This window comes from Halomonas faecis (assembly GCF_010993975.1).
Lineage (GTDB): Bacteria > Pseudomonadota > Gammaproteobacteria > Pseudomonadales > Halomonadaceae > Halomonas > Halomonas faecis.
Genome location: NZ_JAACZO010000006.1, coordinates 1 through 16235, shown reverse-complemented (window position 1 = coordinate 16235; position 16235 = coordinate 1). Strand labels below are relative to the sequence as shown.

Sequence of the window (16235 nt, the reverse complement as noted above, 5' to 3'; positions counted from 1 at the left end):
GTCGCCCACGCTGCGGGTCACCATGAAGATCCCGGCCTTCAGCCACCGCCAAGGAGCGCCGACCGCCCGCCATGGACGACGTCGCCAGCCAGTTCGTCACCGCCAACGAAGCCGTCATCCAACTGACGGTGGCGCTGCTGCTGGGCGCACTGATCGGTATCGAGCGCGGCTGGGTGGCCCGCGAGCAGCAAGCCGGCGAACGCGTGGCCGGCGTCCGCACTCATGCCCTGGTGGGGCTGCTCGGCGGCATCGCCGCGCTGCTCTCCGCCGAGGTGAGCCAGTGGTCCTTTCCGCTGATCTTCGTGGCCGTGGCCGGCATCAGCCTGGTGGCATGGCGAGCGCGCATGACGGAGAGCCGGGACTTCAGCATCACCGGGCTCATCGGGCTGCTGCTCACCTTCTGCTTCGGGGCCATCGCCGTGGCCATCGACCTGGCTCTGGCCACCGCCGGCGCGGTGATCACGGCGGTGATCCTCGACAACAAGCGCGAGATACACGGGCTGTTGAATCAACTGCAGTCCCATGAGCTGGATGCCGGCCTCAAGCTGTTGCTGATCACCGCGGTGATGTTGCCACTGCTGCCCGACCGCGGCATGGGCCCCGGCGGGGTGCTCAACCCCTATGAGATCTGGTGGCTGGTGGTGATGATCGCCGCGATCTCCTTCGTCGGCTATTTCGCCATCCGCGTCGGCGGCGCCGAAAAGGGCATTCTCTTCACCGGGCTGTTTGCCGGACTCAGTTCCTCCACCGCCTTGACCCTGCACTTCTCCCGTCAGTCGCACCAACTGCCCGCCCTTGGCACGATGCTCGCCGCCGGAGTGCTGCTCGCCTGCGGCACCATGTTTCCGCGCATTCTGCTGTATGCCGCCGTGATCAGCCCGGGCCTGCTGCCCGAGCTGCTGCTGCCGATCACCGTGATGGGGCTGGCGCTCTACGTGCCGGCGCTGCTGCTTTGGTGGACCCAGCGACGCAAGCTCAAGGTCGACCGACCTCAGCTGACCCAGAACCCGCTGGAGCTGCGCGCCGCCCTGCTCTTCGGGGCCTTGCTGGCCCTGATCATGGTGCTCGGCGAATGGCTGCGCGAATGGCTCGGCGAAGCCGGCATCTACCTGCTGGCGGCGTCATCGGGCGTTGCCGACGTGGACGCCATCACCCTGTCGTTGACCCGCATGTCATTGGGGCGAGTCGATGCCGACACGGCGGTGGTGGGCATCGTCATCGCCGCTGCCGTGAACAACTTGGTCAAGGCGGGGCTCGCCGCCGGCTTCGGTACCCGCCAGCTCGCCCGTCACGTCGCCGCGCCCATGATCGCCTCGCTCCTGGTGGGGCTGCTGCTGGCCTGGTGGGGGGCGGCCCTCTGAGAGGGCCTGTCAACACCAGAACACTCAGTCTCTCGGCAGGTCGAGGGCATCGACCGGCATGGGCCGACCGAACAGAAACCCCTGGTAGTGCTCGCAGCCGTGTGCGGCCAACCAGTCGCGCTGCGCCGGGGTCTCGACGCCTTCGGCGATCACCGCCAGGTGCAGGCTGTGGGAGAGCGCGATGGTGCTGGCGACGATGGCTGCGCTCGCCTCGTCCTCCAGCAGGTCGCGCACGAAGGACTGGTCGATCTTCAGTTTGTCCAGGGGCAACCGCTTGAGATAGGCCAGCGACGAATAGCCGGTGCCGTAGTCATCCAGAGCGAAGGTCACCCCCCGGGCCTTGAGACACAGCATGATATCGTGAGCCTCGTCGGGGTGTTCGACGAACAGGCTCTCGGTCACTTCCAGCTCCAGCCGTTCGGGCGGGGCACCGCTCTCTTCGATCAGGGACGTCACCCGAGCCACGAAACCGGGCTCGCGAAACTGCTGTGGACTGACGTTGACCGAGAGGCTCAAACCGGCCGTGGCAGGATCTCGCGCCCAGGCGGCCAACTGGCGACAGGCGGTTTCCAACACCCAATCGCCGATCTCGATGATTAGCCGACTGGACTCGGCCAGGGGAATGAAGTCGGCCGGCGATACCCACCCCCGCACGGAATGAAACCAACGCAACAGCGCTTCGACGCCGGTGACACCGCCTGCCGCATCCACCTGCACCTGGTAATGCAGCTGAAATTCACGACGCGTCAAGGCTCGGCGCAGGTCGTTCTCCAAGCCGGCACGGGCCTGGAGCCGTGCCTGCATTTCCGGATCGAAGAAGCTCAAGGTGTTGCGTCCGGCATCCTTGGCCTGGAACAGCGCCATATCCGCCTGCTGGAAAAGCACGCTGCCGTCGACTTCCCGACCGTGACAGAGAGTGATGCCGATGCTGCCGGTCACCTTGACGCTCTCCCCCTCCAGCCAGCAAGGAGAGGGGAGTACCATCAGCAGCTTGTTGGCTACCCGCTCGGCGATGCCGGCCGCACCGTCCTGATCGGTCCCCAAGCCTCGCAGCAGCACGGCGAACTCGTCGCCACCGATGCGCGCCAGGGTGTCGGTCTTGCGCAGCATTCCACCCAGCCGCTTGGCCACGTACTGCAGCAACCGATCGCCCTGATGGTGGCCCAGGGTATCGTTGACCTGCTTGAAGTTGTCGATGTCGATGAACAGCAGCGCCGTGTACTGATCATTGCGCTGGCTTTCCCTGAGCGCGGCATCGAGGTGATCCTGCAGTTGACGCCGGTTGGCCAAGCCAGTGAGCGAATCGAAGAACGCGAGTTGATGGATCTCCTCTTCGGCGGCCTTGCGCTCGCTGATGTCGCTGAAAGTCGCCACCAAGTGCGTCAACTCGCCACTCTCGTTACGCACCGCACTGATGGTCAGCCACTCGGGGAACAGCTCGCCGTTGCGGCGGCGGTTCCAGATCTCGCCCTGCCAACTGCCTTGCTCCCTGACGTTCGCCCACAGCTGCTCGTAGAACCGCTCATCGTGCTGATCTGACTGCAGCAGTCGAATGCCCTGCCCCACGATCTCTTCCTGGGAATAGCCAGTGATCCGGGTGAAGGTATCGTTGACCTTGAGGATGGAGCCCTCAGCGTCGGTGATCATCATGCCGAGATGCGTCTCGAATGCCGTGGCGGCGATGCGTAGCTGAGCCTCGGTGGCACGAGCCTGTGTCACGTCGCGCACCAACGCCAACACGCCGCTGAACGTATCGCCATGCTCGGCGAGCGGGCTGACGACCGCATGATAGTCGCGAGTCTGGCCGTCCAGGGTCAGTTGATAATCGTATTCCAGCGGCCGGTCATCGGTCTGCAGGGTCGTGAACGCCTTATCCAGCGGCTTGGCCATGAAAGGAGGCAAGACGTCGCGATAGTGGCGCTCGAGCACCTGGCTTGGATCGAGCATCAGTTGACTGCGGTCGGGCGCATGCACGTAGACGAACCGCCCCACCGCATCGAACACGAAAATCATGTCCTGGAGCGAGGAAACCAAGGCAGCCAGACGCGATTCGCGATTCTCCACCTCGCGCTGCGCGCGCTCACGCTCCAGCAGCCTCTGGTGCAACACCGACTCCATGTCCAGCCGGCGGAAATAGTGGCGTACCACCACGCCGCCCAGCAGCGCCACCAGCAACGCCAGCCCACTGAGGCCCCAGGCACGTTGCCGCCAGCCGGCCAGCAGCACCTCCGTTTCTGCCCCCACGACGACTGCATAAGGGATGTCCGCGACGCGCTGCATCCAGTAGAGCCGCTCGACGCCATCCAATGGCGATGGTACACGCACGCTGGTGCTCGTTTCGCCACTATCGATGAAGTCGCGGGTGTGAGGCTCCTCGACCTGTATGCCCAACACGCCGTCCTCGTTTTGAGGTCCGAACACCGGCCGACGGGCCACCAGCTGCATGTTGCCGTCGAGGATGGCAATGCTTTCTCCGGCCGTCATGCTCAGCCGCTCCAGCGCTGCGCTGAAAATCGACGGATCGAGCTGACTCAGGACGACCCCCTGAAAGGTACCATCGCCGCCTTCCAGACGACGGGCATGCACCACCCGGAAAGCCTGCGAAAGCGACGACCAGTAAAGTGGCGTCACCGTTTCCTGGCGGTCTGAATCTTGCTGGAAAGGACGAAAGAAGAGCCGCTCGCTGACATCGAACCCCGGCGGCAGCACGCTGCTGGAGGAAGCCACCACGCGACCCTGAGAGTCGACGTGGCTCAGTTCATCGACGAAGTCGATGCTGTCGCGTCGCCCGGCCAGAAACGACGCCAGCTGCCGTGGCGCGAAAGCCTCCCCGTCGTTGCCCTCCACATAGGACTCTTGCAGCCATTGCACCATGCCATTCAACGAATGTTCGCTCAGCGCAAAGTAACCGGCCACCCACTCGGCGACCATGTCCGCCCGTGCTTGCAGCTCTGCCTTGCCATCCTCGAGGTCGCGCCGGTACTGGTCGACCAGTACCCATGCCAGGGTGGCGACCATCACGGCCACCGCCAACAGATAGAGACAGATGGCGCGCCACCGAAACGTGCGCTGTCTCCCTCCGACCACCGGCTCCGGCTCCGGCACCACCGCTGAAAGCTCCCTCATGACATAGCCTTACTCGCGTCGAGACATTGCATGAGAGTCTATCCGATACGCGGGTATAAGGCTCACCCTCAGAAATATTGATATTCATCAAGACAAGCTCGGGCGCCGCCTTTCGATTCGTTCGACACCGCCACCTCCTATCGAGTCATGGCCGTCAAAACCGCACGACTCAGTGCTCTTCCACATGCCAAGTAGGCTTGACACTTCGCTCCATGACAAGCAGGCTTGTCTCATGATCAATCACGTTCGCGCCCTGCGCAAGGCGAAGGGTATGACTCAGGCGGCTCTGGCCGATGCCATGGGCGTGTCGCGTAACACCATCAACTCCATCGAAGTCGGCCGCTACGTCCCCTCCTTGCCGTTGGCCCTCAACCTGGCGCGATTCTTCGGCAAGCCCGTCGAGGAGGTATTCGATGATCGACACGCATAGAGGCGACGCCCCCCGCGCGCCATCGACCAAACGGCGCCCGCTGACCGTTCCCCTCGTCGGCATCGCCCTGGGGCTGACGATGTTCCTGGTCTCCTGGCTGGCCGCGGACGCGCCTGGCATCGGCCTGGCGATGTTCGCCATCATGCTGCTCTACGCGGCGGTCATGCGCTTCGGCCAGCGCTTCGAGTCGGTTCAGGTGCTCAGCCACGACCCGCCGCTGGATGAACGCCATGCCTTCATTCAATTGCGCGCCCTCGCGGCGGCCTATTTCGCCGTACTGGCCGTGGCCCTGGCAGGCTTCTTGTGGGAGATCGCCCGCGGCACACCGGGTGCCTTCACCCTAGTCTGCTTCGTCGGCGGCCTCACCCACATGGTGGCCACCGTGATCCTGCGCTGGCGCCTGTAGGCTAACGATTCGAGGAATCGGCAGAGCGGGCGTGGCGCGGCTACGCGGTATTCTGGCCGCCAGGCCCGCCATAAAGCTGGATTCGACGAGCCGAATGTCTGATCCCGCATGATCGATCCATGTGCCGGCCCTGAAGCCGGCGCGCAAGTCAGGATCGTCTGTCGCGTTTAGATATCAGCGCACTCTACTCCAACGCAGCCTGTTTTCTGCGCCGCTGCTCCACCGCCCAGCCCAGCGAGGGCAGCACCAGCATCGCCGAGGCCCAGGCACAGGCGGCGAAACCGAAGTGGGTGAAGATCGGCCGGTAGAGCAGCGCCCCGACGAAGACGCACAGGTAGGTAATGGCACTGTACAGTCCCATGATGGCGCCTCGCTGGTTAGGATCGAGCTCCCCCAGGCGACACAGCAGCAGGTTGAGACCGACATGGTTGGCGATACCCCAAGCCAGGCAGAGAACCAGCAGAACGAGGGGCAACGCCGTCGACGCCATCAACCCCAGATAGACGAGGATCAGGCCGGCAAAGGCCACGCAAGCCACCGTACTCATCTCGTGCCGATCGACCCAGCGTCCCAGCGGTGCGGCGATGCCGAAACCGGCGCCATAAACGGCAATCGTCAGCCCGGCGAAGGTGGTCGAAGCCTTCAGCACGTCACTGACATGCGGGCCGAGATAGCTGTACAGACCATAGAACGCCGTCATGAAGGCCGCCACATTGAGCAGTACGCCCAGCACGCCGGGTACACGCAGTGCCGTCAGCGGCGATGTCGGCATGACGGCTCGCACGCTCCCCCACTCTCGGCAGCGAACCACGCCCAGGGCCAGCACGACCGCCGCCAGTGCCAGCAGCGTAAAGACGGCTCGCCAGTGCACGATATCGGCCAGCACCGCCGACAGGCTGACGCCCGCTACCAGACTCAGCGTCCAGCCCGTGAGCACGAAGCTCAGGGTTTCGCTCTCGCGCCCCTTCGTGGCTACTTGAGCAGTCAAGGTATAGATAGCCGGCAGCGCCACACCGGCTGCCAACCCGGCCAGAGCCTGAGCCCCGATCAGGATCGTCAGCGTGGGCGCGCTGCCCGCCAGCGCCAGCGCCGCCGCCAGCACCGACAGGGCCCGCACCAGCGCCCGCTCGGCACCGATACGGTCGGCTATCGAAGCCAGGAAGAGCGCGCTTCCCGCCGTGGCCAAGCCATAGAAAGCAGCAGCCGTCATGACATCGGCAGCGCCAGCGCCCGGGAACGCTCTCGCCACCGAAGCGGCAATGGGGCTCAGCACCAACGAATTGGCACCGATCACGGCAATGGCGGCAGTCAGCAGAATAAGGTGACGAGTAATCACGGCTTTCTCCAAATGAAGTTCGACACTAACATTCAAGAAAGGAATTTCATTCGGAGCAATTGCGAAAATGCCGAACTTTGAAAAAACAGAAATCGTTCGGGGCAAGAGCCAGGAGACGCGCCCGCTGGACACCTTCGACCGAAAAATATTAGGCGAGCTGGCCGTGGACGCCGGGCTCAGCTACGCCGAACTGGGCAATCGCGCCGGACTCTCGGCCCCTGCCGTGCATGAGCGGGTCAAGCGGCTGCGTGCAACGGGGCGCATTCGCGGCACGGTAGCGATGCTGGACGGCCCCAAGATGGGCAAGCCATTCCTGGCCTTCGTGCACGTCGACTCCACCGGATGGGGCAAGACCCAGGACCTGCTGGCGCTCTCGGAGTTACCGGAGGTCGAGGAGATCCATTCGGTGGCTGGCGACGCCTGCATGCTGCTCAAGGTGCGCTGCGCCAGCAGCCGCGCCCTGGAGGGCCTGCTCGCCCGGCTCTATGCGCTGCCGAGCGTAAAAGCCACACGCAGCTACGTGGTGCTCTCCACCTACCTGGAACGCACGCCACAGGCGGGCATCTCTGGTCAGTTGGAGGAGGCGGTTCACGAACCGCCCGCGAGTTCGTGATCCTGCTCCCGCTCGAGAAGGGCACGCTTCCTCTTGACGCCCCAGCGGTAGCCCGAGAGCGCTCCGTCACTGCGCACCACCCGGTGGCAGGGAATGGCTAGCGCAATGGTATTGGACGCGCAGGCACTGGCCACGGCGCGCACCGCTCGGGGAGAACCGATGCGCTCCGCCAGCTCGGCATAGCTGATCGTCGTTCCCACGGGGATCTCGGTCAGCGCCTGCCAGACCCGCTGCTGAAAGGCGGTGCCACGAATGTCCAACGGTAGCGACAACCCGACGTGGGGCGCCTCGACGAAGCCCACTACCCGAGCCACCCAGGCATCGAAATCCTTGCCCCCCGGTACCAGGATGGCGTTGGCGAAGCGCTCCTGGAACTCCTCCAGCAGTCGTTCCGGATCGTCCCCCAGCGAAATGGCGCAAATGCCCTTTTCACTGGCCGCTACCAGAATGGTTCCGAGCGAACACTCTCCCAGGGCAAAACGAATCTCCATGCCCTCCCCTCCCGAACGGTAGCGCTGCGGCGTCATGCCGAGCATATGGGTGGCAGCGGCGTAGAAGCGTCCGCTGGAGTTGAAGCCCGCGTCATAAATCGCCTCGGTCACCGTTTCGCGGGTCAGCAGTTCGGCCCGCACCCGCTCGGCACGCTGCGCCACGGCATAAGCCTTGGGCGTCAGGCCCGTGGTCGACTTGAACACGCGGTGAAAATGGAAACGGCTGAGGCCCGCGACCTGCGCCAGCTCGTCGAGCGAAGGAAGTTCGTCGGAGGCTTCGATGAGCCGGCATGCGCGGGCAACGCTCGCAGCATGACGCTGAGCCAGCGAGATTTCCTGAGGCCGGCAGCGCTGGCAAGGCCGATAGCCGGCCCGCTCGGCTGCCGGCCCATCGGCATGGAACTCGGCGTTTTCACGCCGTGGCCGGCGCGAGGCGCAGATAGGGCGGCAATAGATCCCGGTGGTGCGCACCGCATAGACGAAAGCATCGTCCGCCGCGGCATCGCGGGCCAGTACCGCCGCCCATTTCGCCTCATCGGAATCGAAAGTGGCGAGTGAATTGGTCGTTGTCTCGATCATGGCGGGCCCCCTGCAGTGGCTTCGACGTTCTCCATGAGTTCAGGATGAGCCCTGGACCCGCCTGGCACACTCCGTTACTTGCTTTCGAAACGAACCCGACTCTGCGCAACAGTCGCAGCATAGCATTGCCGGTCTTTTCGATTCGGCGGCAAGAAGCGGAGTGAGCGTTTTCAACATCCGCCCGAGCCCCTGCTACCCTGCAGACAGCGACCAGCGCCCCGGTAAGCCCTTACTTACCGGGAAGCTAACGCTTCACGTGCTCGATGGCATCGTGATCGACTAGGCTCCATTCGCCGCTGTTGCGATACAGCCGCTTCCCCAGGCGGGGGTAGTCGGAAACATCCTGGGCCAGCCGCTGCCCCACCACCAGGCATACCAGCGGCTCATCGCCATCGTTGTACATTTCATGGGCCACGCCATTGGTGGGACAGCCGATGAAGTCGCCGGGGCCTACCGACTGTTTGCACTCGCCCAGCGTTGCCACGCCGGTTCCCGAGAGCACGTAGATGGCTTCCTCCTCGTAGCGATGGCAGTGGAACTCGGTGGAAAAGTGGCCGGGTGGCACGCTGATCTGGTGAATCCCGAGCTGGGTCATGCCCACGGCATCCCCCAGCGACTTGTTGATGCGCACGGCCTGGGCATTGAGGAAATGCGTCTTTCTCACGCCCTCCAGGGCTTCGATATCCTGCGCCGATAGGTACATGTCAGTTCTCCTTCGATTCGAGTCGCCGCCTGGACGGTCGGCCACGACAAGGAAGAGTGGGTTGTTGGCCGATTGCGAGGGGCCTCATCCCACCGTCAAGCCGTTTGGCCCACTGCCGCCTTGTCCGTCACCGGGTCGGCCTTGGCGCCGGCCGCCTCGCGGCGCTCCGAGTAGCGGTCGGTTAGCGTCTCGGCGTGAGGCCGCAGCAGCAGGGTGAAGCGAACCAGTTCCTCCATCACGTCGACGATACGGTCGTAGAGCGGCGAGGGACGCATGCGCCCGGCTTCGTCGAACTCCTGATATGCCTTGGGCACGCTGGACTGGTTGGGGATGGTGACCATGCGCATCCAGCGACCGAGTAGACGCAGGGTATTCACCGCATTGAACGATTGCGAGCCCCCGCTGACCTGCATCACCGCCAGCGTTCGTCCTTGGGTGGGCCGCACCGCGCCCAGGCTCAGCGGCAGATGATCGATCTGGGTTTTCATCACGCCGGTGATCTGGCCATGACGTTCGGGGCTGCACCACACCTGACCTTCGGACCAGATGGCCAGCTCGCGCAGCTCCCTTACCGCCGGGTGATCGTCGCCCGGCACCTGGTCCGGCAGCGGCAGGTCGGAAGGATCGAAGATGCGCGTCTCGGCGCCGAAATGGCGCAGCAGCCGCGCCGCCTCCTCCACCGCCAGGCGCGAATAGGATCGCTCGCGCAGCGAACCGTAGAGCAGCAGGATGCGTGGCGGATGGCCCAGGGGATCGGGCAAGCCCTGGCTGGGCTGCCGGAGAGCGAAGCGCTCGTCGAGGGCCGGCAGATGGTCAGGGTCGTACAGCGTGCGAAGCCTCATGTCGCCTCCTTCAGGGCGTGGGTTTGCAGAACGAGCAGCGCCACCACGGCCAAGAGCCCCAGGGCAGAGGAAAACAGCAGTGCCTGGGTGCCAAAACGCTCGATCAGCAGAGCGAAAGCCAGCGGTGCCAGTGCCTGGCCGAAGCGTGCCGGCACCATCAGCACGCCCTGGCGCAGGCCATAGCCGTGAGGACCGAAGATGGCCAGCGGCAGCGTGCCCTTGGCGATGGTGAGAATGCCGTTGCCGGCGCCGTGCAGCAGCACGAACAGCGTGGCCAGCGGTGCCCCCAGCGTCATCACGCCGAGCGCCCCGATGGGGTGAGCCACCACCGCCAGTTTCGCCGAGAGCAGCGGATGAAAGCGCTGCAGCAGCGAGAACTCGAGCAAGCGCGCCGCGACCTGAGCCGGCCCCACCAGCGCCGCGGCGGCAATGGCGCCGGCCGGCGTCAAGCCCGCGATCTGCAACAGCCATGGCAGGTGCGCTGCCATGCCGGTACTGATGAACCAAGTCACGGCAAAGACGAAGGCCAACAGCGCCATGGGCAGCCAGGTCGAATTCGATTCGCCCGGCGCTGGCTCGGCATGGGTCACAGGCGGCTGGATGCCGAAGGGAATCAGCAGGCGGTTGAGCGGCAGGCCCAGCAGCAGATGTGCCGCCGCCCAGGTGAAGCAGGCGTTCTGCCAGCCGAACTCGGCGTCGAGCCAACCGGTGATCGGCCAGCACACGGTACTGGCGAAGCCCGCCAGCAGGGTGATGCCAGTGATGGGGCCGCGCGCCTCGCGACCGTAGAGCCCGGTCAGGGTCGAGAAGGCCGATTCGTAAAGCCCCATGCCCATGCCGATGCCGATCACCAGCCACCCTATCCACAGCATCAAGGGCCCGGCGGCCAGCCCCAGCAGCAGCAGGCCCAGAGCGAATACCAGGCTCGATACCGTCAGCACATCGCGCCCACCGAAGCGGTCGATACGCCGCCCTACCGCCGGCCCCAGAATCGCCGACACCACCAGAGCCGAGGAGAACGCCGCAAACACCGTGCCGGCGGAAAGGCCGAGATCCCGCGCCATGGGCACGGCGAGGATGGCCGGCAGATAGTAGGTCGAGCCCCAGGCCAGGGTCTGGGAAGCGCCCAGGGCGAGCACCACGCGGGGGCGGGCGTTCATTTGATACCTCGATCAACGAGGCATGGGGGCGTGAAAAAACTTCCGATGTTCATCCTCCCCGCTCCTCCTGAGTCACCCGAGTTGCCGCCGCACCGCCCGCCATCCGTTGCCCCTCGAGGATGCAGTTCGTGGCTTCCAGCCAGGCGTCCACCGCCACCTGAAATGCCTCCCGCCCCTTGTCGGTCAGCGCGTAGACCTTGCGCGAGCGCCCCTGCACCACCTCGACGCTCGAACTCAGGTAGCCTCCCGCCTCGAACTCGTTGAGCATCGGGTAAACCGTACCTTCCGACGGACTGCAGCATCCATGGGTGCTCTTCTCCACCGCCTGCACCACCTCGTAGCCGTGCATCGGCTTGCGGTGCAGCACACTGAGCACGAAGAACTTCGACAGCGACATCTTGATGGTGCCGCGCCAGTAGGAAGCATCGCTGTAGTCAGGGATCTTGCGGCCCGCGGCCGGTTCGCTTTTCGTCTGGGTCATGCCAGGAAACCTATACCTCGATGATCGAGGCGTCAAGATAGGCCAATCAACTACAGCTGACGGGACCAGACCTGGCCCACGAGATCCTTACCGAAGCTGTGATGCGGCGTTTCCTCCACCAACTCGAAACCCGCTCGTTCATAGATTCTGCGTGCATCGGTGAGCACGCTGTTGGTCCACAGAACCATTTGCCGATAACCGGCATGGCGGGCGAATCTCAGGCATTCATCCACTAGGCGACGCCCTATTCCAAGGCCACGAGCACACGGGTCGACGTAGAGCAACCGCAGCTTTGCGGTCGCTTCGTCTTCGCGGACGACGAACACCGACCCAACGACGTTTCCCTGCTTTTCGGCGATCCAGCACCGCTCCCAACGCGGGTCGAAATCGCGCAGGTACTTGGCGACGATCTCGGCGATCAGCGCCTCATACTCCGTGTTCCAACCATACTCTTGGGCATAGAGCACGGCCTGCCGATGGACGATCCACCCCATGTCGCCCGGCCGCGGATCACGCAACAGATAGCTCGAATCCGCTTCGCCGAGCAGGCTTTCGATCTGGCCCATCGCCTCGATCAGCCGCTGCTGCTCAAGTTCCGAGAGATCTTCCAGCATGGCTACGACTTCACGCTGCGACGCCTCATTCAGCGGCCCGTAAGTCGCCCGACCATGATCGGTCAATTGCAGTTGCGAAGCCCGCCGGTCGGAGGGCGAGGGAGTCCTGATGATGAGACCTTTCCTCTCGAAACCTTTGAGCACGCGGCTCACATAGCCCGCATTGAGGCCCAGTTCCCGGCAGATGTCCGAACTGGTCAGCATCGGTCTATGCGCCAATTCATACAGGATGCGGACCTCGGTCAGCGAGAAGGGGCTATCCAGGAGGTGCTCGTGCAGCACGCCGATCCGGCGTGTGTAGAAGCGGTTGAAGCTGCGTACCGTGCCGGCGCGCTCTTCGAGGTGGCGTTCTGCGCTCATGAGGGAGCCTTGTTAATGGTTGCCTAAAGCACATATTTAGCTTCCTAAAGCAACCATGTCAACAATGCCTTGCCGTGGCCCAACTCCGACTGCCACTTGATTGGCCAGATGGTATTCACCTACTCTCATTCAAGACCAATAATCGATTGCAAAGAGAGCTAAATACGATAAGACTCGTCACTAGGACTGACTTCGACACCCATCCCGACGACTCGGCTGGCAAACAGCTCCATGTCTCCTTCTTCAGCGATGACGCCACAGGATTTTCTATCACAGGCGGAAGCGGTATCCCGACTGTCCTACCTCGAGGCAAGATATGGGGTTAGAATATCGCTATGGCACAACTCTGGGCGTGACATTACCTACTCATCCCCAAAAGGGCATACCTTCAGCTATTACCTGAGCGGGGGTCACAGAAGTGTGCGCAAGGGAGTGCACTCTTGTGCTGGAGGGCCGGGTAAGATCTGCCTCATCCCAGAAGGCGCTGATTCCGAGTGGGGTCACGGTAGCCCCTTGAAGTTTCTTCATATCCATGTCGAGGATAGCGAGCTGCGCCGACGCTATGTGGAAATCACCGACAGGGATGCACGTCTTTGTGATATTCCAGAGATCACCTATGGTGAGTACCCGAGAGTTCGATATGCATTCGACAGTATTTTCGCCGCATGGTCATCCGATGATCGTCTAGCCGTGGAATGTGCTCTATCCGACCTCTTCGGAGAGATTATCGGAATTAGCAAGCCCTGTCGCGACCTCCACCTAACTGGGGGGCTGAGCCCCTATATATCCCGCCGAATTCGGCATTTCATCGATGATAACCTCGACGAAAGCCTAACCCTGGAAAAGTTGGCAAGCATCGCAGGGCTCAGCGAGTTCCATTTTCAGAAGATGTTCTTGAAAAGTTTCGCAACAAGCCCTTCTCGCTGGGTCTTCTATCGAAGAATACGAAAAGCCGAAGACCTTCTATCTGGCCACTACCCGATTTCTGACATCGCCGTCCGGTGCGGCTTTTCTGACCAGAGCCACTTTACTCGAACCTTCCGAAAGGCAACCGGAACGACCCCCGCCGTCTACCGAAGGCTGATCCAAAGTTCTCACTGAAACAGGCGGCCCTATGCAGAGCCACTCTCGCGCATCAACCGCACTCTCACTCCTGCCATATGTATCACGATGCCGACTATGATCAACGCGCTTCCAGTCATTCTCGCAACACCCAGTGCTTCATCAAAGAGCACGTTTCCTAGATAAATACCAATAATCGGAATCAACAAGGAAAACGGAGCGACAGCCGTCGCTGTATAGGTCGCTATGGCCTTAACCCAGAAATGGTAAGCCATTACCGTGGCAATCAATCCGAGGTAAATAGCAGGTGGCAAGGCACTCCATAAATCGGCAATCGTAGCCTGAGAGAGCTCTCCGGAAACTCCTGCCATGATTCCGAAAGGAATCGGCAAAAAAGCACTTGCCCATATGACGAGGGATACAGGGTTGTAGTTCAGCCCATGTACCGATCCCCAAGCGACGACGACGTTCGAGGCACCCCAGGACATGGCTGCTGCAACCCCGAGGATAATTGGGGCGGGACCAGCCACCCCGCTTTCGGAGAGAATAAAACCCAGGCCGCACAGACTAACGATGATGGCAACTCCCGTGGCCAAAGGTATTCGCTGTCCGAGAGCCAGTAGGGCAAAGAGCGGCGTGAATACAACTTGTAACTGAACCAGAAGCGAGGCCATACCGGAGGGAAGCCCCATCCAGATCGCGACGAAAAGCAGCCCGAACTGCCCGAACCCGAAGGTCATGCTGTAAACAACGATAAAGATAAATGGGACGCGCGGTCGACGGATGAAGAAGATCAACGGCACACTGGCGATAAAAAAGCGCAAGGCTGCAAGCGTGAAGGGACCAACCTCATGCACGCCAATACGCATCACCGCAAAGTTGCAGCCCCAGATGATGATGACGGGTAACACGAGCCTCAGCATCGCAGTCACCTCTGAAATTAACGGGTGGCGGCTTGATCATATCGAGCTCCTCTTCGGGGAGTTTTGAACATTCTTGCGGTAAAATTTCGGAGCCGACCTCAGGCCTTAGACGATCCACTGAGGAGCTCACTATCGGACACGGTTCTGCAATCTAACCCCGCGGCTCCCTCCCATGATGGCGACAGCCACGCCTGAACTGGCGTTCTTACTCAGCGTTGCAAGCCGAGAAGACCGGTGAGCTAGTCACGCGGGCGCGCGCCGACGAGCCGCCGCCACATGACTGTCGAGCGATCACGGTCGAGGCAAGGCGCTGAGCCGCGCGCACTTTCGCTCGACTTCCAGCGCAAGAAGCGGAGTTCCCTCGCCGCCCCGCTGCCCTAGGTTGGCATCGTTTCCCAACCGGAGTGGCAGCGATGAAAACGATCGATCGAACCATGGGGCCCATGGAGTGGGCGTTGTTGCTGACCCTGTCGATGCTGTGGGGCGGCTCCTTCTTCTTCGTCGGGGTGGCGGTCGAGGAGCTGGGGCCGCTCACCATCGTGGCCCTGCGAGTGGGACTGGCGGCACTGGCGCTGAACGCCCTGATTCTCCTGCTGGGCCAGCGCATGCCACGCGACCGGGAACTATGGGCAGCCTTCTTCGGCATGGGCCTGCTCAACAACATGATTCCTTTCACGCTCATCGCTTGGGGGCAAGGGCACATTACCAGTGGATTGGCATCGATCCTCAATGCCACCACGCCTTTCTTCACCATCGTGGTGGCGCACTTCCTGACCCGCGACGAGCCTTTCACCCCGGGGCGACTTGCGGGCGTGGCAATCGGCTTCGTCGGTGTGGCATACATGCTGGGCACTGAGGTTCACGAGGGTAGCCCCAGCCATGCATGGGCGCAGCTAGCGGTGCTGGCCGGCGCCCTTTCCTATGCCTTTGCCGGAGTGTTCGGACGTCGCTTCCGTGCGCTGGGTTGCTCGCCTCTGGTCGCCGCCTGCGGGCAGGTAACGGCATCGGCGCTGGTGCTGATGCCCTTGGCCTTGGCGGTGGAACGCTTCTGGCAGCAGCCTTGGCCGGGGCTGGAAACCTGGTCGGCGGTGTTCGGCCTGGCGCTGTTCTCTACCGCGCTGGCGTACCTCATCTACTTCCGCCTGCTGGCATCCGCAGGTGCGACCAACCTGCTGCTGGTCACCTTCCTGATTCCGGCCAGTGCCATTTTGCTGGGGACGTTCGTGCTGGGAGAGCGGCTCGAGTGGCGTCACCTGGCCGGAATGGGACTGATCGGCCTGGGGCTCGCGGGCATCGACGGTCGACCGTTGAGGCGGTTGCGAAAAACGGCTTGCACCTACTGGAAAGCCTGGCGAGAGGACATGAACCGATGAGGCCATCGGCCATGCAGTACGCCGGGAAGAATGCGCCTACCCACGTCGTCGGTGGTGCCGAGGCTGACCCGCTCCTCCAGCGAGGGAGTCAGAAACTGGGTCACCGCCTCCTCGTTGAGCCGTAGCAGCCGCCTCCCATGGTTCAAGAGCAACTCATCCTCCGGGGTGAGTCGCACCTGGCATGCCTCACGTACGAACGACAATTGGCCGAGTGTCTCTGATATGCTCTTTGCCATCTCAAAGCGCGCTGAAGTGGTCCAATTGGAGCGGACACCCCGATAAGCCTCATAATGGAGGCAGTGGAGGTGTTCATGACCAAGAAGACTCGACGTCGGTTTTCCGATGAATTCAAGGCGGATGCGGTGAGCCTGGTGA

General features: G+C 62.8%; 15 protein-coding genes. 6 read left to right on the top strand and 9 right to left on the bottom strand.

Annotated features, from left to right (window positions below):
- Positions 1 to 71: 71 nt before the first annotated feature.
- A complete protein-coding gene (locus GFD32_RS03655; protein ID WP_163575216.1) occupies positions 72 to 1361 on the top strand; it encodes an MgtC/SapB family protein in 1290 nt (429 codons plus the stop codon).
- Between the two features lie 24 nt (positions 1362 to 1385).
- Here GFD32_RS03655 and GFD32_RS03650 read toward each other — a convergent pair whose 3' ends face one another.
- Positions 1386 to 4487: a bifunctional diguanylate cyclase/phosphodiesterase gene (locus GFD32_RS03650; protein WP_240455542.1), complete on the bottom strand. Its 3102-nt coding sequence runs from the start codon at positions 4485 to 4487 to the stop codon at positions 1386 to 1388.
- Between the two features lie 232 nt (positions 4488 to 4719).
- Between GFD32_RS03650 and GFD32_RS03645 the strand changes: the two genes are divergently transcribed.
- A complete protein-coding gene (locus GFD32_RS03645; protein ID WP_163575215.1) occupies positions 4720 to 4917 on the top strand; it encodes a helix-turn-helix transcriptional regulator in 198 nt (65 codons plus the stop codon).
- Positions 4901 to 5323, top strand: coding sequence for a hypothetical protein (locus GFD32_RS03640; protein ID WP_163575214.1), 423 nt, complete (start codon positions 4901 to 4903; stop codon positions 5321 to 5323). The genes GFD32_RS03645 and GFD32_RS03640 overlap by 17 nt, the downstream gene beginning before the upstream one ends.
- 184 nt (positions 5324 to 5507) lie before the next feature.
- On the opposite strand, the gene GFD32_RS03635 is transcribed toward GFD32_RS03640, so the two are convergent.
- A complete protein-coding gene (locus GFD32_RS03635; RefSeq protein ID WP_240455541.1) occupies positions 5508 to 6659 on the bottom strand; it encodes an MFS transporter in 1152 nt (383 codons plus the stop codon).
- A gap of 67 nt (positions 6660 to 6726) precedes the next feature.
- Between GFD32_RS03635 and GFD32_RS03630 the strand changes: the two genes are divergently transcribed.
- Positions 6727 to 7272, top strand: a complete 546-nt coding sequence (locus GFD32_RS03630) for an Lrp/AsnC family transcriptional regulator (protein ID WP_163575212.1) — start codon at positions 6727 to 6729, stop codon at positions 7270 to 7272.
- Here GFD32_RS03630 and ada read toward each other — a convergent pair.
- From ada to GFD32_RS03600, 6 genes are all read right to left on the bottom strand, one after another.
- Positions 7248 to 8342, bottom strand: a complete 1095-nt coding sequence (ada, locus tag GFD32_RS03625; protein WP_163575211.1) for a bifunctional DNA-binding transcriptional regulator/O6-methylguanine-DNA methyltransferase Ada — start codon at positions 8340 to 8342, stop codon at positions 7248 to 7250. The two genes, GFD32_RS03630 and ada, sit on opposite strands and share 25 nt — an antisense overlap.
- 244 nt (positions 8343 to 8586) lie before the next feature.
- A complete protein-coding gene (locus GFD32_RS03620; RefSeq protein ID WP_163575210.1) occupies positions 8587 to 9045 on the bottom strand; it encodes a cupin domain-containing protein in 459 nt (152 codons plus the stop codon).
- Positions 9046 to 9140: 95 nt separating this feature from the next.
- The gene (gene arsH / locus GFD32_RS03615; RefSeq protein ID WP_163575209.1) at positions 9141 to 9887 is read right to left on the bottom strand and encodes an arsenical resistance protein ArsH; all 747 of its coding nucleotides are present in this window, start codon (positions 9885 to 9887) and stop codon (positions 9141 to 9143) included.
- Entirely contained in the window at positions 9884 to 11047 is a 1164-nt protein-coding gene (locus GFD32_RS03610) for an MFS transporter (RefSeq protein ID WP_163575208.1), read from the bottom strand. The genes arsH and GFD32_RS03610 overlap by 4 nt, the downstream gene beginning before the upstream one ends.
- Positions 11048 to 11096: 49 nt before the next feature.
- On the bottom strand, positions 11097 to 11528 hold the full coding sequence (locus GFD32_RS03605; protein ID WP_163575207.1) for a PadR family transcriptional regulator: 432 nt from the start codon (positions 11526 to 11528) through the stop codon (positions 11097 to 11099).
- Positions 11529 to 11578: 50 nt separating this feature from the next.
- Positions 11579 to 12502 carry a bifunctional helix-turn-helix transcriptional regulator/GNAT family N-acetyltransferase gene (locus GFD32_RS03600; RefSeq protein WP_163575206.1) on the bottom strand — a complete coding sequence of 308 codons (924 nt, stop codon included), beginning with the start codon at positions 12500 to 12502 and terminating at the stop codon, positions 11579 to 11581.
- Between the two features lie 513 nt (positions 12503 to 13015).
- Between GFD32_RS03600 and GFD32_RS03595 the strand changes: the two genes are divergently transcribed.
- Entirely contained in the window at positions 13016 to 13603 is a 588-nt protein-coding gene (locus GFD32_RS03595; protein WP_163575205.1) for a helix-turn-helix transcriptional regulator, read from the top strand.
- An 11-nt stretch (positions 13604 to 13614) separates the two neighbouring features.
- Here GFD32_RS03595 and GFD32_RS03590 read toward each other — a convergent pair whose 3' ends face one another.
- Positions 13615 to 14487: an EamA family transporter gene (locus GFD32_RS03590; protein ID WP_163575204.1), complete on the bottom strand. Its 873-nt coding sequence runs from the start codon at positions 14485 to 14487 to the stop codon at positions 13615 to 13617.
- Positions 14488 to 14900: 413 nt separating this feature from the next.
- Here GFD32_RS03590 and GFD32_RS03585 point away from each other — a divergent pair, with 413 nt between their 5' ends.
- Positions 14901 to 15860 (top strand): DMT family transporter, encoded by a 960-nt coding sequence (locus tag GFD32_RS03585; protein ID WP_163575203.1) that lies wholly within the window; start codon positions 14901 to 14903, stop codon positions 15858 to 15860.
- The last annotated feature ends 375 nt before the right edge of the window (positions 15861 to 16235 follow it).

Excerpts from the sequence above, each read along its gene's own strand:
- GFD32_RS03650 (WP_240455542.1), bottom strand. The coding sequence starts at position 4,487 with ATGAGGGAGCTTTCAGCGGTGGTGCCGGAGCCGGAGCCGGTGGTCGGA.
- GFD32_RS03600 (WP_163575206.1), bottom strand. The coding sequence starts at position 12,502 with ATGAGCGCAGAACGCCACCTCGAAGAGCGCGCCGGCACGGTACGCAGC.
- GFD32_RS03630 (WP_163575212.1), top strand. The coding sequence starts at position 6,727 with ATGCCGAACTTTGAAAAAACAGAAATCGTTCGGGGCAAGAGCCAGGAG.
- GFD32_RS03605 (WP_163575207.1), bottom strand. The coding sequence starts at position 11,528 with ATGACCCAGACGAAAAGCGAACCGGCCGCGGGCCGCAAGATCCCTGAC.
- GFD32_RS03655 (WP_163575216.1), top strand. The coding sequence starts at position 72 with ATGGACGACGTCGCCAGCCAGTTCGTCACCGCCAACGAAGCCGTCATC.
- GFD32_RS03620 (WP_163575210.1), bottom strand. The coding sequence starts at position 9,045 with ATGTACCTATCGGCGCAGGATATCGAAGCCCTGGAGGGCGTGAGAAAG.
- ada (WP_163575211.1), bottom strand. The coding sequence starts at position 8,342 with ATGATCGAGACAACGACCAATTCACTCGCCACTTTCGATTCCGATGAG.
- GFD32_RS03585 (WP_163575203.1), top strand. The coding sequence starts at position 14,901 with ATGAAAACGATCGATCGAACCATGGGGCCCATGGAGTGGGCGTTGTTG.
- GFD32_RS03590 (WP_163575204.1), bottom strand. The coding sequence starts at position 14,487 with ATGCTGAGGCTCGTGTTACCCGTCATCATCATCTGGGGCTGCAACTTT.
- GFD32_RS03645 (WP_163575215.1), top strand. The coding sequence starts at position 4,720 with ATGATCAATCACGTTCGCGCCCTGCGCAAGGCGAAGGGTATGACTCAG.
- GFD32_RS03640 (WP_163575214.1), top strand. The coding sequence starts at position 4,901 with ATGATCGACACGCATAGAGGCGACGCCCCCCGCGCGCCATCGACCAAA.
- arsH (WP_163575209.1), bottom strand. The coding sequence starts at position 9,887 with ATGAGGCTTCGCACGCTGTACGACCCTGACCATCTGCCGGCCCTCGAC.
- GFD32_RS03610 (WP_163575208.1), bottom strand. The coding sequence starts at position 11,047 with ATGAACGCCCGCCCCCGCGTGGTGCTCGCCCTGGGCGCTTCCCAGACC.